Source organism: Escherichia sp. AM3, from assembly GCF_032029835.1.
In the GTDB taxonomy this organism is placed as follows: domain Bacteria; phylum Pseudomonadota; class Gammaproteobacteria; order Enterobacterales; family Enterobacteriaceae; genus Escherichia; species Escherichia coli.
Genome location: NZ_JAVUPQ010000002.1, coordinates 107,542 through 125,280 on the forward strand (window position 1 = coordinate 107,542; position 17,739 = coordinate 125,280).

The 17,739-nt window shown below is 51.3% G+C and carries 20 protein-coding genes; 4 read left to right on the plus strand and 16 right to left on the minus strand.

Features of this window, described 5'->3' with window-relative positions; all coding sequences use genetic code 11:
- The first annotated feature begins 25 nt into the window (after window positions 1-25).
- Complete coding sequence (yfcC, locus tag RTW80_RS01630) at window positions 26-1,546, plus strand: putative basic amino acid antiporter YfcC (RefSeq protein ID WP_001274481.1); 1,521 nt, start codon at window positions 26-28, stop codon at window positions 1,544-1,546.
- A gap of 32 nt (window positions 1,547-1,578) precedes the next feature.
- Here the strand turns inward: yfcC and yfcD are convergent, their stop codons facing one another.
- The 3 genes from yfcD to yfcF are packed head-to-tail and all read right to left on the minus strand — an operon-like array spanning window position 1,579 to window position 3,430.
- Window positions 1,579-2,121, minus strand: a complete 543-nt coding sequence (gene yfcD, locus RTW80_RS01635; RefSeq protein ID WP_000437935.1) for an NUDIX hydrolase YfcD — start codon at window positions 2,119-2,121, stop codon at window positions 1,579-1,581.
- A 57-nt stretch (window positions 2,122-2,178) separates the two neighbouring features.
- Window positions 2,179-2,730, minus strand: coding sequence for a phosphodiesterase (yfcE, locus tag RTW80_RS01640; RefSeq protein WP_000772452.1), 552 nt, complete (start codon window positions 2,728-2,730; stop codon window positions 2,179-2,181).
- 55 nt (window positions 2,731-2,785) lie between these two features.
- Window positions 2,786-3,430: a glutathione transferase gene (yfcF, locus tag RTW80_RS01645; RefSeq protein ID WP_000042440.1), complete on the minus strand. Its 645-nt coding sequence runs from the start codon at window positions 3,428-3,430 to the stop codon at window positions 2,786-2,788.
- Between the two features lie 135 nt (window positions 3,431-3,565).
- Here yfcF and yfcG point away from each other — a divergent pair, with 135 nt between their 5' ends.
- From yfcG to RTW80_RS01660, 3 genes are read left to right on the plus strand one after another with little or no spacing between them, the layout of a single operon-like run.
- Entirely contained in the window at window positions 3,566-4,213 is a 648-nt protein-coding gene (yfcG, locus tag RTW80_RS01650; protein ID WP_000566471.1) for a GSH-dependent disulfide bond oxidoreductase, read from the plus strand.
- 56 nt (window positions 4,214-4,269) lie between these two features.
- Complete coding sequence (gene folX / locus RTW80_RS01655) at window positions 4,270-4,632, plus strand: dihydroneopterin triphosphate 2'-epimerase (RefSeq protein WP_000068457.1); 363 nt, start codon at window positions 4,270-4,272, stop codon at window positions 4,630-4,632.
- A 20-nt stretch (window positions 4,633-4,652) separates the two neighbouring features.
- A complete protein-coding gene (locus tag RTW80_RS01660; RefSeq protein ID WP_001028343.1) occupies window positions 4,653-5,546 on the plus strand; it encodes a TIGR01777 family oxidoreductase in 894 nt (297 codons plus the stop codon).
- Between the two features lie 47 nt (window positions 5,547-5,593).
- Here the strand turns inward: RTW80_RS01660 and rpnB are convergent, their stop codons facing one another.
- The 13 genes from rpnB to RTW80_RS01725 form a co-directional block, all read right to left on the minus strand.
- On the minus strand, window positions 5,594-6,496 hold the full coding sequence (gene rpnB / locus RTW80_RS01665; RefSeq protein ID WP_000156113.1) for a recombination-promoting nuclease RpnB: 903 nt from the start codon (window positions 6,494-6,496) through the stop codon (window positions 5,594-5,596).
- A 196-nt stretch (window positions 6,497-6,692) separates the two neighbouring features.
- Window positions 6,693-7,466 carry a histidine ABC transporter ATP-binding protein HisP gene (gene hisP, locus RTW80_RS01670; protein ID WP_001293612.1) on the minus strand — a complete coding sequence of 258 codons (774 nt, stop codon included), beginning with the start codon at window positions 7,464-7,466 and terminating at the stop codon, window positions 6,693-6,695.
- A 7-nt stretch (window positions 7,467-7,473) separates the two neighbouring features.
- A complete protein-coding gene (locus RTW80_RS01675; protein ID WP_000569958.1) occupies window positions 7,474-8,190 on the minus strand; it encodes an ABC transporter permease in 717 nt (238 codons plus the stop codon).
- Complete coding sequence (gene hisQ, locus RTW80_RS01680; protein ID WP_000965518.1) at window positions 8,187-8,873, minus strand: histidine ABC transporter permease HisQ; 687 nt, start codon at window positions 8,871-8,873, stop codon at window positions 8,187-8,189. Before hisQ ends, RTW80_RS01675 begins: the two co-directional genes overlap by 4 nt.
- An 89-nt stretch (window positions 8,874-8,962) precedes the next feature.
- The gene (gene hisJ, locus RTW80_RS01685; RefSeq protein ID WP_000737621.1) at window positions 8,963-9,745 is read right to left on the minus strand and encodes a histidine ABC transporter substrate-binding protein HisJ; all 783 of its coding nucleotides are present in this window, start codon (window positions 9,743-9,745) and stop codon (window positions 8,963-8,965) included.
- A 220-nt stretch (window positions 9,746-9,965) separates the two neighbouring features.
- Window positions 9,966-10,748: a lysine/arginine/ornithine ABC transporter substrate-binding protein ArgT gene (gene argT, locus RTW80_RS01690; protein ID WP_000748261.1), complete on the minus strand. Its 783-nt coding sequence runs from the start codon at window positions 10,746-10,748 to the stop codon at window positions 9,966-9,968.
- Between the two features lie 265 nt (window positions 10,749-11,013).
- Complete coding sequence (gene ubiX / locus RTW80_RS01695; protein ID WP_000825704.1) at window positions 11,014-11,583, minus strand: flavin prenyltransferase UbiX; 570 nt, start codon at window positions 11,581-11,583, stop codon at window positions 11,014-11,016.
- A 94-nt stretch (window positions 11,584-11,677) separates the two neighbouring features.
- On the minus strand, window positions 11,678-13,195 hold the full coding sequence (gene purF, locus RTW80_RS01700; RefSeq protein WP_000334220.1) for an amidophosphoribosyltransferase: 1,518 nt from the start codon (window positions 13,193-13,195) through the stop codon (window positions 11,678-11,680).
- Window positions 13,196-13,231: 36 nt separating this feature from the next.
- Window positions 13,232-13,720, minus strand: a complete 489-nt coding sequence (gene cvpA, locus RTW80_RS01705; RefSeq protein ID WP_000262113.1) for a colicin V production protein — start codon at window positions 13,718-13,720, stop codon at window positions 13,232-13,234.
- 258 nt (window positions 13,721-13,978) lie between these two features.
- Window positions 13,979-14,641 carry a cell division protein DedD gene (dedD, locus tag RTW80_RS01710; RefSeq protein WP_000146992.1) on the minus strand — a complete coding sequence of 221 codons (663 nt, stop codon included), beginning with the start codon at window positions 14,639-14,641 and terminating at the stop codon, window positions 13,979-13,981.
- Window positions 14,631-15,899 carry a bifunctional tetrahydrofolate synthase/dihydrofolate synthase gene (gene folC / locus RTW80_RS01715; RefSeq protein WP_000584571.1) on the minus strand — a complete coding sequence of 423 codons (1,269 nt, stop codon included), beginning with the start codon at window positions 15,897-15,899 and terminating at the stop codon, window positions 14,631-14,633. The genes dedD and folC overlap by 11 nt, the downstream gene beginning before the upstream one ends.
- 69 nt (window positions 15,900-15,968) lie before the next feature.
- Window positions 15,969-16,883, minus strand: a complete 915-nt coding sequence (accD, locus tag RTW80_RS01720) for an acetyl-CoA carboxylase, carboxyltransferase subunit beta (protein ID WP_000118404.1) — start codon at window positions 16,881-16,883, stop codon at window positions 15,969-15,971.
- Between the two features lie 155 nt (window positions 16,884-17,038).
- Window positions 17,039-17,698 carry a DedA family protein gene (locus RTW80_RS01725; protein ID WP_000364331.1) on the minus strand — a complete coding sequence of 220 codons (660 nt, stop codon included), beginning with the start codon at window positions 17,696-17,698 and terminating at the stop codon, window positions 17,039-17,041.
- Window positions 17,699-17,739: the final 41 nt, after the last annotated feature.

The following is a 17,739-nucleotide window of genomic DNA, read 5'->3' on the forward strand; positions in this document are numbered from 1 at the left end:
TTTTGTGCAAGGGAATATTTGCGCTATGTCCGCAATCACTGAATCCAAACCAACAAGAAGATGGGCAATGCCCGATACGTTGGTGATTATCTTTTTTGTTGCTATTTTAACCAGCCTTGCCACCTGGGTAGTTCCGGTGGGGTTGTTTGACAGTCAGGAAGTGCAGTATCAGGTTGATGGTCAAACAAAAACACGCAAAGTCGTAGATCCACACTCATTTCGCATTCTGACTAACGAAGCAGGCGAACCTGAGTATCACCGCGTACAGCTGTTCACGACGGGCGATGAACGCCCGGGCCTGATGAACTTCCCGTTTGAAGGATTAACCTCAGGATCGAAATACGGGACAGCTGTTGGCATCATCATGTTTATGCTGGTGATTGGCGGCGCGTTTGGCATTGTGATGCGTACAGGAACCATTGATAACGGTATCCTGGCGCTTATTCGCCATACCCGCGGGAATGAAATTCTCTTTATTCCTGCGCTGTTTATTCTGTTTTCACTTGGCGGCGCGGTATTTGGTATGGGAGAAGAGGCCGTCGCCTTTGCCATTATCATCGCACCGCTAATGGTCCGGCTGGGCTATGACAGTATTACCACCGTCCTGGTGACCTATATTGCCACGCAAATCGGTTTTGCCAGTTCGTGGATGAACCCGTTTTGTGTGGTCGTTGCTCAGGGGATTGCCGGCGTTCCGGTGCTTTCTGGCTCCGGGTTGCGCATCGTGGTGTGGGTTATCGCCACTCTGATTGGCCTGATCTTTACCATGGTGTACGCCTCACGAGTGAAAAAGAATCCTCTTCTGTCACGCGTGCATGAGTCCGACCGCTTCTTTCGTGAAAAGCAGGCTGATGTTGAACAACGTCCGTTTACCTTTGGTGACTGGCTGGTATTGATTGTCCTGACCGCCGTAATGGTCTGGGTGATTTGGGGCGTGATCGTTAATGCCTGGTTTATTCCAGAAATTGCCAGCCAGTTCTTCACCATGGGTCTGGTGATTGGCATCATCGGCGTTGTTTTCCGCCTTAACGGCATGACGGTTAATACCATGGCTTCATCCTTTACCGAAGGGGCGCGAATGATGATCGCCCCTGCCCTGCTGGTGGGTTTCGCCAAAGGGATTTTGCTGCTGGTCGGTAATGGTGAAGCAGGTGATGCCAGCGTGTTAAATACCATCCTCAACAGCATTGCCAATGCCATTAGCGGTCTGGACAACGCTGTCGCGGCCTGGTTTATGTTGCTCTTCCAGGCGGTATTTAATTTCTTTGTGACATCCGGTTCTGGTCAGGCGGCGTTAACCATGCCGTTACTGGCACCGCTTGGCGATCTGGTCGGTGTTAACCGTCAGGTTACCGTGCTGGCATTCCAGTTTGGTGATGGCTTCAGCCACATCATTTACCCAACCTCAGCTTCGTTAATGGCGACGCTCGGTGTTTGCCGGGTGGACTTCCGTAACTGGCTGAAGGTGGGCGCGACACTGCTTGGACTGCTGTTTATTATGTCCAGCGTCGTGGTGATCGGCGCTCAGTTGATGGGCTACCACTAAAAATGTTAAGAGCCGCAATTGCGGCTCTTTTTTCATTCTGCCGTTTCAGTCTCTACGGCTTCATTTTTGGCATTACGCTTCATCCACAACGCCAGCGCTTTCAGCGAGTCTGGAGTGAACTCATCGCAGCGTGCGGTGATTTCTTCCGGCGTCAGCCAGCAAACTTCACTGACTTCATCTTCCTGTAGGGCGAAGGGACCGTGAGAGACGCAGCTGAACAATGCGCCCCAGACACGGCAATTTTTATCTTCGAAATAGAACTGCCCGTGCTCAGCAAAGGGGACACCGGCAATGCCCAACTCTTCTTCCGCTTCGCGACGCGCGGATTCCAGCAGTTGCTCATCGGCCTGGACCACACCGCCTGCGGTCGCATCTAACATGCCGGGTAAAAAGTCTTTTGTCTCGGTACGACGCTGGACCAGAATTTTGCCCATGCCATCATGCACGACGATGTAAGTTGCACGATGACGCAGACACTGTGCCCGCATTTGTTCCCGGCTGGCTTGTGCAATGACTTCGTTCTCTTCATTGACAATATCCACCCATTCAGTACTTGCCAAACGACGCTGTTCCATTATCAGGAAACCTTCTTTTTCTGGCGCTCTTACGGCGCATTTTGAGTTGTGGGTAAATTACGGATTAATCGCGACCTGCGCAATGATACTTTGATCATTGAGTGCGATTACACTAAGTACGTCATTATCCAGCATGCCATAACTCGCCGGATTACCGCCTTTCGGAATACTCACCGAGCCGGGGTTGAAGTGGAAAATCTCCCCCCGCTGTTCTGCCACTGGCAGATGGGTATGACCGTACACCAGCACATCGTTCTGGTTTAAAGCAGGTAGATTTTCCGGGCCAAAAAGATGACCATGCGTCAAAAACAGACGTTGTTTTTCCAGTAATACCTGTTGCCACGGCGCGGTTATCGGGAAATGCAGCAGCATTTGATCCACTTCGCTGTCGCAGTTGCCGCGCACAGCGATAACCTTATGTGCCACTTCATTAAGCCGTTCAGCGACTTTGGCTGGCGCGTAACCCTCCGGTAAAGCATTACGCGGGCCGTGATTCAACACGTCGCCAAGGATCACCAGCCACTGGGCACCGCTTTGGGCAAACAACTCCAGAACACGTTCCGTCGCCGGTAACGACCCATGAATGTCCGATGCAAACATCAGTTTCATCACTCACTCCTCGTCGAAAAAACGTAAGCTATGATACTGGATTCTGTCGTTGCTATCAGCCAGATTGCTTCGCCGAAAGTGCAATAAAACGCTGGACAGACGCTCGCTGCCACTGGAATGTCGCATAATCCACCAGGCGTTCTGGCACCTCATCGCCATGTAGTACCAGGCGGTTAATCATTAGCGCCAGATCAGTATCAGCAATGCACCATTCACCAAATAAATTCGGCTGACCCAGTGCTAACAAATGTTCTGCCATCGCGAACAGTTTCTCTGCACTGGCTTTTCCCTCGGCCGTTAGTGGCGCTTTTTTCGCCCCCGCAAAGACAACATCCGTCGGACGCTCTTCGCGGATGGGCATCAGATCGCTGCGCAGCCAGGCCTGAATCTGTCGTGCACGCGCACGATTTTCTAAATCAAGCGGATAAATACGTTCCCAGGTCGGTGGCGCAAATCGATCTTCCAGATACTCCGCAATGGCAGAAGATTCACTCAACTCAAAATCATCGATTTGTAATAACGGCACACGGCGTGTCTGACCGTAACCTTGCCACGTCGGCTGCAAATGTTCACCGCTGTCGAGGTCGATGGTCTTGATATGAAACGACAGGCCTTTTTCCTGCAACGCCACCCAGGCGGATAACACATAAGGGGAGAAAAAGTGGGCATCTGACCAAAGCGTGATAGCGGGTTTACTCATTATGTCCTCGGCAATAAAGGGGGCTGGCTATCAAACTATAGAGCCTTTTTGTCACTGTCACGTGACGAATACTCACGTAAGTCGCCGCGCTTTCTATACTTGTGGTGTTCAGATGATTAAACAACCGGAGCTGCAATGATCGATCTCTATTTCGCCCCGACACCCAATGGTCACAAAATTACGCTGTTTCTCGAAGAAGCAGAGCTTGATTATCGCTTGATTAAGGTAGACCTGGGGAAAGGCGGTCAGTTTCGTCCGGAATTTTTGCGCATTTCGCCCAACAACAAAATTCCGGCAATTGTTGATCATTCTCCTGCCGATGGCGGCGAACCGTTAAGCCTCTTTGAGTCTGGTGCCATTTTGTTGTATCTGGCTGAGAAAACAGGACTCTTTTTGAGTCATGAAACGCGTGAGCGCGCCGCCACATTACAGTGGTTATTCTGGCAGGTAGGCGGACTGGGGCCGATGCTTGGGCAAAATCATCATTTTAATCACGCAGCCCCCCAAACCATTCCTTACGCTATTGAACGTTATCAGGTTGAAACTCAGCGTCTTTACCATGTACTGAACAAGCGGCTGGAAAACTCGCCCTGGCTGGGAGGCGAGAACTACAGCATTGCGGATATTGCCTGCTGGCCGTGGGTTAATGCCTGGACTCGCCAGCGAATTGACCTCGCAATGTATCCGGCAGTCAAGAACTGGCATGAGCGGATCCGTTCGCGCCCTGCCACCGGGCAGGCACTGCTAAAAGCACAACTCGGTGATGAGCGTTCGGATAGTTAACAGAAACAGGTTCTCGTGTATTATTTCATCCTAAGTAAAACAACGGAGAACCTGCAATGGCACAACCTGCCGCTATTATTCGTATAAAGAACCTTCGTTTACGTACGTTTATCGGAATTAAGGAAGAAGAAATTAACAACCGTCAGGATATTGTTATCAATGTGACGATCCACTACCCCGCCGATAAAGCGCGTACCAGTGAAGATATTAATGACGCGCTGAACTATCGCACCGTCACCAAAAACATCATTCAACATGTAGAGAATAACCGTTTCTCTTTGCTGGAAAAATTAACTCAGGATGTGCTCGATATCGCACGTGAACATCACTGGGTGACGTATGCTGAAGTGGAGATCGATAAACTACACGCGCTGCGCTACGCCGATTCGGTATCCATGACCTTGAGCTGGCAGCGTTAACCGCCATATCGGGAGGCTGCATGAACATAGTGATCACCGGAGGGACGGGATTAATTGGTCGCCATTTGATTCCGCGTTTGCTGGAGTTGGGCCATCAAATCACGGTAGTGACGCGTAACCCGCAGAAAGCCAGTTCCGTTCTCGGCCCTCGGGTGACACTATGGCAAGGGCTAGCCGATCAAAGCAACCTCAACGGCGTTGATGCGGTAATCAACCTGGCCGGAGAACCGATTGCTGATAAACGCTGGACTCACGAGCAAAAAGAGCGTCTCTGCCAAAGCCGCTGGAATATCACGCAAAAACTGGTCGATTTGATTAATGCCAGCGACACGCCGCCGTCGGTACTCATTTCCGGCTCGGCAACGGGCTATTATGGCGACTTAGGTGAAGTGGTGGTTACCGAAGAGGAACCGCCGCATAACGAATTTACTCATAAACTCTGCGCCCGCTGGGAAGAGATTGCCTGCCGGGCGCAAAGTGACAAAACGCGAGTGTGCCTGCTGCGAACCGGCGTGGTACTGGCACCGGACGGCGGTATTCTCGGTAAAATGCTGCCACCGTTTCGTCTTGGCCTGGGCGGGCCGATTGGTTCCGGTCGGCAGTATCTTGCCTGGATTCAAATCGATGATATGGTCAACGGCATTCTCTGGCTGCTGGATAACGAGCTGCGCGGGCCATTTAATATGGTTTCGCCCTACCCGATACGCAATGAACAATTTGCCCATGCGCTCGGTCATGCGCTGCATCGCCCGGCTATTTTGCGCGTCCCCGCAACCGCCATTCGGTTGTTAATGGGCGAATCTTCAGTACTGGTATTAGGTGGACAACGCGCGCTGCCTAAACGGCTGGAAGAAGCGGGTTTTGCGTTTCGTTGGTACGATTTAGAAGAGGCGCTGGCGGATGTCGTTCGCTGATGTGGTTTACTGCAAACATCCGCCAGTTAACTCCCGGTGTTACAGGGTTAGTGGCTTTGCGCTATAAGATCGTCTGGCGATAGTCGGGTCACCATCATAACTAACTCTCTGTCTAAACCTCTATCCAGCATCTCCTGAGCAATACGCAGGGCTTCTTCGCGTTTGCCCAGAATTAATCCATCATTCCGCCCTTCTTCACGTAATCTGTCAGCAATGGTCATCAGTTTCTCCTTTTCTTGTGGTGCGCGTTCTGCTATCTCACCAATAAATGCACGGAAACGCTGGGCATCTCCCGTTTGTAATACATAATTAAACAGGGCTTTTAGCTGTCTGTCATTAGTGTTCCCTGTAACTAGCAGCGAAACAATTTGGTCGACTAATCCCAACAGATCGCGCTGACGAATATGTTTCTGAATTAACTCCAACAGCGCCATTTTGCGGTGTTGCATAATCTCGTCATCCGGCACCACGGTAATATCCACCAACGGAAAAGCCGATGAATATATTTTACGGGCAATCGCAGGCTCAGCAAATTCATCAAGCCAGCAGAGTGAATAAGGATAAGGACTTCTGCAACCATGATAAAACAGCATCGGGATCACCAATGGAAGCTCTTTATAGCCCGCATCAAGATGGTTTTGCATTGCCGCAATGGAATAACGCATCATGCGAAAAGCCATTAATTCTTCCGGCTTACTTTGGTGCTCTATCACTACATAAATATAACCCACTCCCTCCTGCGTTTTCACAGACCACAAGAGGTCGGAATAATATTGCCGCAGGTCGTCATCAATAAAACTGTTTGGTTCCAGTTTAAGCGTCGTTAAATCACACAGTTTGCGCAGCGGCGCGGGAAGATGAATATCAATAAAATCCCGCGCGGTGTCTGGATGGCGTAAAAAAGATTTAAATACCGCATCATGCGGCGTGGAAGTTGTCGATATTGTCATGGCGTTCCGTCACCCATCAAATTTAAGATGACGCGACAATAACCACGATTAACACCCAATGCAGCAGGCAGTTTTTATCTTTGGACAGCGAATTCAGAAGTATTTTTAGCGGACTGCAACTTTTACATTTCAGCGGAAGCTGACTCGCAAATTCCCCATGAAAATACTCCGGCAGCGTTAGCCACCGGAGAGGAAATTATTTCAGCGATCCCTTAAGGAACTGTTGCAGACGAGGGCTTTGCGGGTTGCCAAATAACTGCTCCGGCGCGCCCTCTTCTTCTATTTTCCCCTGATGGAGGAAAATGACGTGAGTAGAAACATGGCGAGCAAAGCCCATTTCGTGAGTCACTACCACCATGGTTTTCCCCTCTTCTGCCAGTTGCTGCATAATACGTAACACTTCGCCTACCAGTTCAGGATCGAGCGCCGAGGTAGGTTCATCAAACAGTAAAACTTCCGGTTCCATCGCCAGCGCCCGCGCGATAGAAACACGCTGTTGCTGACCGCCGGAAAGATGCACCGGATATTTCCCCTGCGCACGTTCGTCTATCCCGACTTTTGCCAGATACTTCACCGCCCGCTCGCGCGCTTCCTGCTTGCTCAGGCCCAACACCTGAATCGGCGCTTCCATGACGTTTTCCAGCACCGTCATATGGCTCCAGAGATTGAAGTGCTGGAATACCATCGTCAGGCGTGTGCGAAGTAAGCGCAGTTGATTTTTATCGGCGACTTTGAGTTGACCGTCTTTGTCGCGCACCAGATTGATCGTCTGGCCATTGACCACGATCGACCCTTCACTCGGTTTTTCGAGGAAGTTAATGCAGCGCAGAAAGGTACTTTTCCCCGATCCCGACGATCCGATGATGCTTATTACATCTCCGGCATTCGCTTGCAGTGAGACCCCTTTCAGCACTTCATGTTCGCCGTAGCGTTTGTGCAAATCGATAACGTTTAATTTATTCTCGGACATCGTATTCTCAGTGCGTTGAAGAAGGTTTCACATGCTGCAACCAGCGTTTTTCCGCTCTGCGAAAGAGGCTGATCAGGACATAAGAGATGATTAAATAGAGCACCGCGGCAATGCCGAAGGCGGTAAAAGGTTGATACGTGGCGGCGTTAATATCGCGGGCTATTTTCAGCAGATCCGGCACAGTGGCCGTAAACGCCAGCGCAGTAGAGTGCAGCATCAGGATCACTTCGTTGCTGTATGCCGGTAACGCAATACGCAGCGCAGAAGGCAAAATAATGCAACGATACATTTTAAAAGTCGAGAAGCCATAGGCTCTGGCGGCTTCAATTTCCCCATGCGGAACCGAACGGATTGCCCCAGCAAAAATCTCGGTAGTGTAAGCGCAGGTGTTAAGCGTCAGCGCCAGCACGGTACAGTTCAGGCCACTGCGGAAGAAAGCGTTAAGGAATTCGGTTCCCTTAACAATCTCAAGCGTGTACATGCCGGAATAGAACACCAGCAACTGAACATACAGCGGCGTACCACGAAAAATATAGGTAAATAACCAGATTGGAAACTGGATGTATTTATTACTGGAGACACGACCAATCGCCAGAAACAGCGCCAGGACTCCGCCTATCACTACCGACAAAATAAGCAGCCACAGAGTGATCGCCACACCAGTAAAGCGATAACCGTCGGTCCACAGCAGCGGTTTCCAGTATTCATGTAAGATTTCGATCACAGGTCAGCCCTCTTCACACCCACGGAGTAGCGGCGCTCAAGGAACAGCAGCACACCATTGGAAACAGTGGTGAAAACCAGGTAAATCACGCCACAGACGATGGCGAAATAGAACGGTTCCCAGGTACTTTTGCCTGCCAGTTGGGTGGCTTTGACCACATCTTCCAGGCCGAGTAACGAAACCAGTGCGGTAGATTTGAGGATCACCTGCCAGTTGTTGCCAATGCCTGGCAGGGCGTAACGCATCATCGCCGGAAACATGATCCGCCGAAACACTTGCCCACGAGTAAAACCGAACGCCGTCGCCGCCTCTATATGCCCTTTCGGCACTGCCATAAACGCGCCACGGAACGTTTCGGTAAAATAAGCACCGTAGATAAAACCGAGAGTAATAATACCAGCGACCATCGGATCGATATCAATCTGCCCGACGCCCATCGCCTCCGTCACCGTGTTTAGTGCAATCTGCAAACCGTAGAAAATCAGCAGCATCAACACCAAGTCCGGCACGCCTCGAATCAGCGTGGTGTACCCTTCGAAAATCAGCCCCGAAAGCCGATTTTGCGAGAGCTTACCGCCAGCGCCAATTAAACCGATGATTACAGCGAGCACTACAGAACTGATAGCCAGCTCCAGCGTGACGAGCGCACCCTGTAAAATAACACCTGAAAACCCATACAACATGCTGCCTGTCCTGTCGTGTGTGGTGAATTACCGCCTCTTGTCTCCCTCCGGTTACCCGAAGGGAGCGGGCTTTCTTTCACCGATGGCGATTAACCGCCATAAACATCAAAATCGAAGTACTTTTTCGCTAATTTCTCGTAAGTACCGTCAGCGCGCATTTCGGCAAAGGCTTTGTTCAGTGCCTCGCGCAGTTCGTTATCTTCTTTACGCAGGCCCATGCCGGTCCCTACGCCAAACAGTTTTTCATCTTTAACAGACGGGCCACCGAATTTGTAATCTTTACCGACAGGTTGTTTGAGGAAACCTTCGCTGGCAGCGACCTCATCCTGGAACGCGGCATCAATACGTCCGGCAGTCAGGTCAGAATAAATGTTGTCCTGCCCCTGATACGAGACGATTTCAATGCCTTTTGGTGCCCAATGTTCATTACCGAACGTCTCCTGGGTGGTGCCCTGCAATACGCCTACCCGTTTGCCTTTCAGCGACTCGACTGTCGGCTGAATGTCGGAATTTTTCGCCACCACCAAACGAGAATCGGCAGCGTACAGTTTGTCGGTGAAGGCTATTTCTTGCTGACGTTTTTCCGTAATGGAAAGCGATGACATGATGGCGTCAATCTTCTTCGCTTTTAAGGACGGGATTAACGCATCCAGCGGATTTTCGACAAACGTACATTGCGTATTGATGCGTTTGCATAATTCCTTTGCCAGATCGATATCGAAGCCAACCAGTTCGCCTTGTGAATTTTTTGATTCAAATGGCGCATAGGTCGGGTCGGTACCGATGCGGATGTTTTGCGGAATCGCAGCAAACGCCGCAGTTGCGCTGGAGAAGGCCAGAACCAGAGAGAGCGATAGCACCAGTTTTTTCATAATGTCCTCAACTGACAGTCTTTTTATAGGGAATATTTACAGGTTTGTTACACTTATCGTGCCATAAAATTGACCATCAAGGCAAAATATCCCGCCCCGTTAGACGTATTATTTTTCATTAAAAATGCTTAAGTATGCATTTCAATGCACCACGATAGTGCAACAAACCTGGCGTGCACCATGATGATCATTCCATCAGGTACAGCTTCCCAGCGACGTATCAGTCACCGTAGACATTAAAGTCGAAATACTTTTTCGCCATCTTGTCGTAGGTGCCGTCCTGACGCAGCTCGCCAAGCGCCTTATTGAAGGCAGCCGTCAGTTCAGCATCATCTTTACGTAGCCCTACACCGGTGCCATCACCGAAGTATTTTTTGTCTTTTACTGATGAGCCAGCAAAGGCGAAATCTTTACCAGCAGGTTGCTTGAGGAATCCTTCGCTGGCAGCAACTTCATCTTGTAACGCAGCATCCAGACGTCCTGCAGCCAGATCGGAATAGACCAAATCCTGGTTGGCATAGGCCACCACATCCACGCCTTTGCTACGCCAGGTCTCGTTAGCGTAAGCTTCCTGGGTTGATCCCTGCAGCACACCAACATGTTTACCTTTCAGTGAATCCAGCGTTGGCTGAATCGGTGAACCTTTGGCAGCAATCAAACGAGAATCTGCGGCGTACAGCTTGTCGGAGAAGGCAATCTCCTGCTGACGTTTATCGGTAATGGAAAGCGACGAAATAATGGCGTCGATTTTTTTCGCTTTCAGTGAGGGGATCAGCGCGTCAAAGTCACTGGCAACCCAGGTACATTTCACCTGCATCCGTTTGCACATCTCGTTACCGAGATCGATATCAAAGCCAACAAAATCACCTTTAGCATCTTTCGACGAGAACGGCGCATAGGTGGTATCGGTTCCGATACGTACCGTCTCCGGTAGCGCCGCATAGCTGGAAGCCGCTGCGGAGAGACCGACTAACAAAGACAGAGCGAGAATCGACTTCTTCATACATAACCCTCAAGTGAAAATGGCTTTTTTATGTTGTGTATTGTGTTGTGTGTTTGCAGGCTCTTTCATGCAGGTCTTATGCCATCTTGACGACAACAGTAACATTCAACGTTAAATATGTTAATAAGACGTTGCATTATTGTCCTGAAGTTGAAGATAGCAGGTATAGCGGTTGAATCGCAGCGTTTCGATTGAATGGCAGAAACAAAATGTCGAGGATTTGATCGCGGTTGCAAAATTGCCCTGAAACAGGGCAACAGCGGAGTTATGCGCCCTGCCAGCGGGCAAAGAGATCTTCAGGAAGGGTTATTGCAAACTGGTCAAGAACACGATTAACCGTCTGATTTATCACATCATCAAGGGATTGCGGGCGATGATAAAACGCCGGAACGGGAGGCATAATCACCGCACCGATTTCTGCCGCCTGAGTCATTAAACGCAGATGGCCTAAGTGCAATGGTGTTTCACGCACGCAGAGCACCAACGGGCGACGCTCTTTCAGCACCACATCTGCCGCACGGGTCAGTAAGCCATCAGTATAGCTATGGACAATGCCGGAAAGGGTTTTGATTGAACAGGGTAAAATCACCATCCCCAGCGTCTGGAAAGAACCGGAAGAGATGCTGGCGGAAATATCGCGCGCATCGTGCGTGACATCAGCTAATGCCTGCACTTCGCGCAGGGAAAAATCCGTTTCGAGGGATAAGGTCTGGCGCGCCGCCTGGCTCATCACCAGATGCGTTTCGATATCTGTGACATCGCGCAGAACCTGTAATAAGCGCACGCCATAAATCGCGCCGCTGGCACCGCTGATGCCTACAATGAGTCGTTTCATAAATAGTTGCCCTGTCAGACTTGCAGGCAGACTTTGCAGTATTTCGGCGGGAGTTGCAAGTCAGGGTGCCAGACCGGCACCCTCAGCGAAGGCATCATCCTTCGTTATGCATTTCGAGATTTTCCACTTCGTTCTGACGTTGCACTGCTTTGGCGTCATCATTACGTAACGTATCGAGGAAATCGAGGTAGCCCTGATCAACATCTTTGGTGACGTAGACGCCGTTGAACACCGAGCATTCAAACTGCTGGATATCCGGATTTTCAGCGCGAACGGCGTCGATCAGATCGTTCAGATCCTGGAAAATCAACCCGTCAGCACCGATGATCTGGCGAATTTCATCAACTTCGCGACCGTGAGCGATCAGTTCCGTGGCGCTCGGCATATCAATACCATAAACGTTCGGGAAGCGAATTTCCGGTGCCGCAGAAGCGAGGTACACTTTCTTCGCTCCGGCTTCGCGTGCCATCTCGATAATCTGCTCAGAAGTGGTGCCACGGACGATGGAGTCGTCGACCAGCAGGACGTTTTTATCGCGGAACTCGGCGCGGTTGGCATTCAGTTTACGGCGCACGGACTTACGACGCAGCTGCTGGCCCGGCATGATAAAGGTGCGGCCAACATAGCGGTTTTTAACGAAGCCCTGGCGGTACGGTTTGCCCAGAATACGAGCAATTTCCAGCGCGATATCACACGAGGTTTCTGGGATCGGGATCACCACGTCGATATCCAGATCTTCCCATTCGCGGGCAATTTTCTCGCCCAGTTTCGTGCCCATATTCACACGCGCGCTGTAAACGGAAATTTTGTCGATGAACGAGTCCGGGCGAGCAAAGTATACATACTCAAACAGGCACGGATTGCTGACCGGATTGTCAGCACATTGACGGGTAAACAACTGCCCTTCTTCAGTGATGTAAATCGCTTCGCCCGGCGCGACGTCACGCAGGAAATCAAAGCCCAGCGTATCGAGCGCTACGCTTTCGGAAGCGACCATATATTCTGTACGGTTCTCGTCAATATCACGTTTTCCCAGTACCAGCGGACGAATCCCGTTTGGATCGCGGAAAGCAACCATACCGTGGCCGATAATCATCGCCACACAGGCATATGCGCCGCGGATTAAGCGGTTTGTGGCAGCAATGGCAGCGAAAATATTGTCGGCTTCCAGCGGGTAGTGGCGGAAGTTGTCCAGCTCGCTAGCGAAGATATTAAGCAGAATTTCCGAGTCGGAAGTGGTGTTGATGTGGCGGCGTTTTTCTTCAAACAGTTTTTTACGCAACTCGTGAGCGTTGGTCAGATTGCCGTTGTGGGCAAGCGTAATGCCATACGGGGAGTTAACGTAAAACGGCTGCGCTTCAGAGGCGCTGGAGCTGCCAGCCGTAGGGTAACGCACATGACCAATGCCCATATTGCCCTGCAAACGCTGCATATGGCGAGCTTCAAATACATCGCTCACCAGCCCGTTCGCTTTACGCAAACGGAAGCAGTTATTGGCATCTATGGTGATGATGCCGGCGGCATCCTGACCGCGATGCTGAAGCACCGTTAAGGCATCATAAATCGACTGGTTAACCGGCATAACACCGGCGATACCGACAATACCGCACATACGTCTTTTTCCTCGTTAAGCCACATCTCAGAGCACTTACGCTCTGGGCAAGAAACTTGACGAGCTTTGCAGATAATCAAAAAACCATCTGATGATAAAACTGAACTGCGGGATCAGCTGTGATTTGCTCCAGTCTTCGCTTTTCGACACCCCGGTAAAGGAGTCGAGAAAGAATAGAATGGCGGCAACAATCAACACACCGCGCAACGCACCGAAACAGACGCCCAGCACCCGATCGGTGCCTGACAACCCCGTTTTCTCCACCAGCTGGCCTATCACGAAGTTCACGATAGCACCAACGATCAGGGTAGCGATAAATAGTACCGCGATGGCAATCCCATTTCGAACCAGTTCGTCTTCAAAGCCCGTAAACCAGACTGACAGGTAAGTGTAGTAATGACTGGCAACAAAGAAAGCACAACCCCATGTCACCAGCGATAACGCTTCACGAACAAAGCCGCGGATCAGGCTAACCAGAGAGGAAAAAGCAATCACCGCGATTATGGCGTAATCAATCCAGACCATATGTGTCCCACGATTTTACGCCCTGTCATCCTGTTCGGGGCGCATTCTAACAGAAAAAGAAAACGTTTGCGTAGGGATTTCCTTCCCGCGCATCAATAAAAATGGCGCTGAAAAAATATTCAACGCCATCGACTTTTTATGCCTTTGCGGCATCGTGCAATGCGTGTCGGATGCGGCGTAAACGCCTTATCCGACCTACGGTTCTAACCCTGCCCAGTCCTGATAAGACGCGCCAGCGTCGCATCAGGCAAGGCCGTATTAATTCGGCGTATAGCCCATTACCACGCCACTTAAGCCAGAAAGTTGCTTCAACTCACCCAGCGAACCTTTCAGCTTATCTTTCGAGGCATCCGGCCCAACCAGAATACGGGTAATTTTACCCTGCACTGGCGTGGATGGCGACGTATAAACCCGATAACCGGCACCGCGCAGCTTACCGACAATCTCATTTACTTTATCGGCATTTTTCAGCGCACCCAGTTGCACAACATAGGCTTTACCCGTTGGCGCTGCTTTTTCTTCCACGACCGGCTTCGGTTCTGGCTTCGGCGCAGGTGGTGCTTCAACCTTCGGTTTAGGCGGCTCCACCGGTTTCGGCTTCGGTGGGGCGACCGGTGCAGGTTCCGGTTCAAACTCGGTGTTATTGGCTGCAATAGTGGCCGGATCGAGCGACGGTGCTGCGGCATCACCTGCCCGCACCTCTTCCGCTGCGCCTTCCGGCGGCTGCGTCGGCAACGCCTGGGTGGCGGCTGGCATCATATCAGGCTCATCACGATCGCCCGCTTTCGGCACCAGCGGGATAGCCGCGAACTCATCCTGATAATGTTTTTTCTGCCCGTCCAGCAGCCCTGGAAGTACAATCACCCCCAGCGCCACCAGCACGATCGTGCCCACTAACCGATTCTGAAACTTACTTGCCACCGCTTCTCCTCGCGTCAATCACTTCCATGACATGTGCGACCGTGTGGAAAGAACCACACACCAGCACGGTGTCTTCCGCTTTAGCGTCCGCCATTGCGGCATCCCATGCCTGCGCAACGCTATCAAATGATTTGCCGTTACCCAAATGCTCAAGCAGTTGTTCTGCCGTGGCACCGCGCGGCCCTTCCAGTGGCGCACAATACCAGTCATCAACCACGCTTTTCAACCAGGCCAGAGTTCCGGCAATATCTTTATCATGTAGCATACCGATAACCGCCAGCACGCGCCCGTTTTTCGGTAGCGCTTTCATACGCCCGGTGAGATATTCCGCCGCATGTGGATTATGCGCGACATCAAAAATAACGCGTGGCGACTCGCTCACAATCTGGAAACGTCCCGGCAAAATTGCGCTGGCAATCCCGTCGCGAATGGCATTTTCACTGACTTCCAGCCCGCTGGCACGCAGTGCCGCCAGCGCTGTTGCGGCATTCGGTTGCGGGACAAGCGGCAACGGCAGATTTTCCAGCGTGCCGTGAGCATCGCTAAACGCCCAGTCATGATCGGTGACGGAATAGTTCCACTCAACGCCCCGACGTTGTAACAGTGCACCTTTTTCCTGCGCCACATCAGCAATGGTAGAAGGCATTTCCGGCTCACCGACAATTGCCGGTTTTGCGCTGCGAAAGATGCCTGCTTTCTCGCGACCAATACTTTCGCGATCTGGTCCCAGCCAGTCGGTATGATCCAGCGCAATGCTGGTTACTACAGCCACATCGGCATCGACAATATTGGTTGCGTCCAGACGACCGCCCAGCCCTACTTCCAGAATCACTACGTCAAGTTGTGCCTGTTTGAACAGCCACAACGCCGACAGCGTACCGTACTCGAAATAGGTCAGGGAAATATCACCGCGTGCCGATTCAATCTCCGCAAAAGAGGCGGTGTGGGCCGATTCCGGCAATTCCTGCCCCTGCACACGTACGCGCTCGGTATAACGCACCAGATGCGGTGAACTGTAGACGCCCACTTTGTACCCTGCCGCCATCAGAATCGACTCCAGCGTACGGCAGGTGGTGCCTTTGCCATTCGTACCCGCAACGGTAAACACAAATGGCGCTGGTTTCAGGACGCCAAGACGCGCCGCGACCTGGCTCACGCGCTCAAGGCCGAGATCGATAGTTTTACTGTGCAGGTTTTCCAGATAAGAAAGCCACGAAGCCAGAGGCGACGCGGCTTGAGGAGTGCGTTTGATAATCATGGTATCCGCTGATTCGTTACGGTGAGAATAGCAAAAGGGCAGAGCCAGTGGCCCTGCCCTTATCAGTTATCAGGCCTCAGGTTCCTGATCCGGTACCGGGGGTACCACTACGCCTTCACGCGGCGCTTCAGGATTCGGCGCTGGCAGATTCATCAACTTCGCCAGAATGCTCGCCAGTTTCAGGCGCATTTCCGGACGACGGACGATCATGTCGATGGCGCCTTTCTCGATCAGGAATTCACTGCGCTGGAATCCTGGCGGCAGTTTTTCGCGAACGGTCTGTTCGATAACACGCGGACCGGCAAAGCCAATTAACGCTTTCGGTTCAGCGATGTTGAGATCGCCCAGCATGGCGAAACTTGCAGAAACACCGCCCATCGTCGGGTCGGTCAGCACGGAGATGTACGGCAAGCCGCGCTCCTGCATTTTTGCCAGTGCCGCAGAGGTTTTCGCCATCTGCATCAGCGACATCAGTGCTTCCTGCATACGTGCGCCACCAGAGGCGGAGAAGCAGATCAGCGGGCAGTTATCTTCCAGCGCCTGCTCAACGGCACGCACGAAACGTGCACCCACAACAGACCCCATTGAACCGCCCATAAAGGCGAACTCGAATGCCGCAGCGACAACCGGCATTCCATACAGAGTGCCTTTCATCACCACCAGCGCATCTTTTTCGCCAGTTTCTTTCTGCGCAGATGCCAGACGGTCTTTATACTTCTTGGAGTCACGAAACTTCAGCACATCTTTCGGCTCAAGCTCGCTACCCAGCTCCACAAGGCTTCCTTCATCTAACAGGCTATGCAGGCGATTACGCGCTGTCATACGCATGTGATGGTCACACTTCGGACAGACCTCAAGATTACGTTCCAGCTCAGCGCGGTATAAAACCTGACCGCAGCTATCACACTTAGTCCACACCCCTTCAGGAATGCTCGCCTTGCGGGTGGGAGTAATGTTGCTTTTAATTCGTTCAATCCAGCTCATTAGGGACCTTTCTGTCTGAACCTGGTTCGATGCCAGTTTTATCTTTGGGGACGCATAATGCCATTTTTGCCCCCAACAGACCATGAATGTTGCACATTAAAACATAACAGCCCGAAACTTTGGATAAAAAAGTGGTCGAACCGCGGAGTTACTTTTTATTTTGCGGCGCGTGCCGCAGCGCGTTTGTGACGAATAAATTCGAAAACCCCAGGCAATATTGAAACAAAAATAATGCCAACAATCATCAGCTTAAGGTTGCTCTGAATGAAGGGGAGCGTGCCGAAGAAATAACCCGCGTAGGTAAAAATCAGTACCCACAACAGTGCGCCGATCACGTTATAAGCGGCGAAATGACGGTACGACATGTGGCCCATTCCCGCAACAAACGGCGCGAACGTTCTGACGATCGGTACAAAACGGGCGAGAATAATCGTTTTGCCGCCATGTCTCTCGTAAAACTGATGAGTCTTATCAAGATAACTGCGACGAAAGATTTTCGAATCCGGGTTACTGAACAGTTTGTCACCAAATAACCGTCCAATGGTATAGTTCACTGCATCACCGACAATAGCGGCAATCAACATAAGCACCACCATCATATGGACATTGAGATCGTTAGTTTCCAGCGACGCCAATGCACCAGCAACAAACAGCAGCGAATCACCAGGCAGGAATGGCGTTACCACCAGCCCCGTTTCGCAGAACAGAATCAAAAACAGAATGGCATAAACCCAGACGCCGTACTCCGCGACCAGCTCTGCCAGATGCACGTCAATGTGCAGGATAAAATCGATGAGGAAATAAATCAGGTCCATATTTGCCTATGCCTTGTACTCGTCATCTTTCAGGCTGTAAC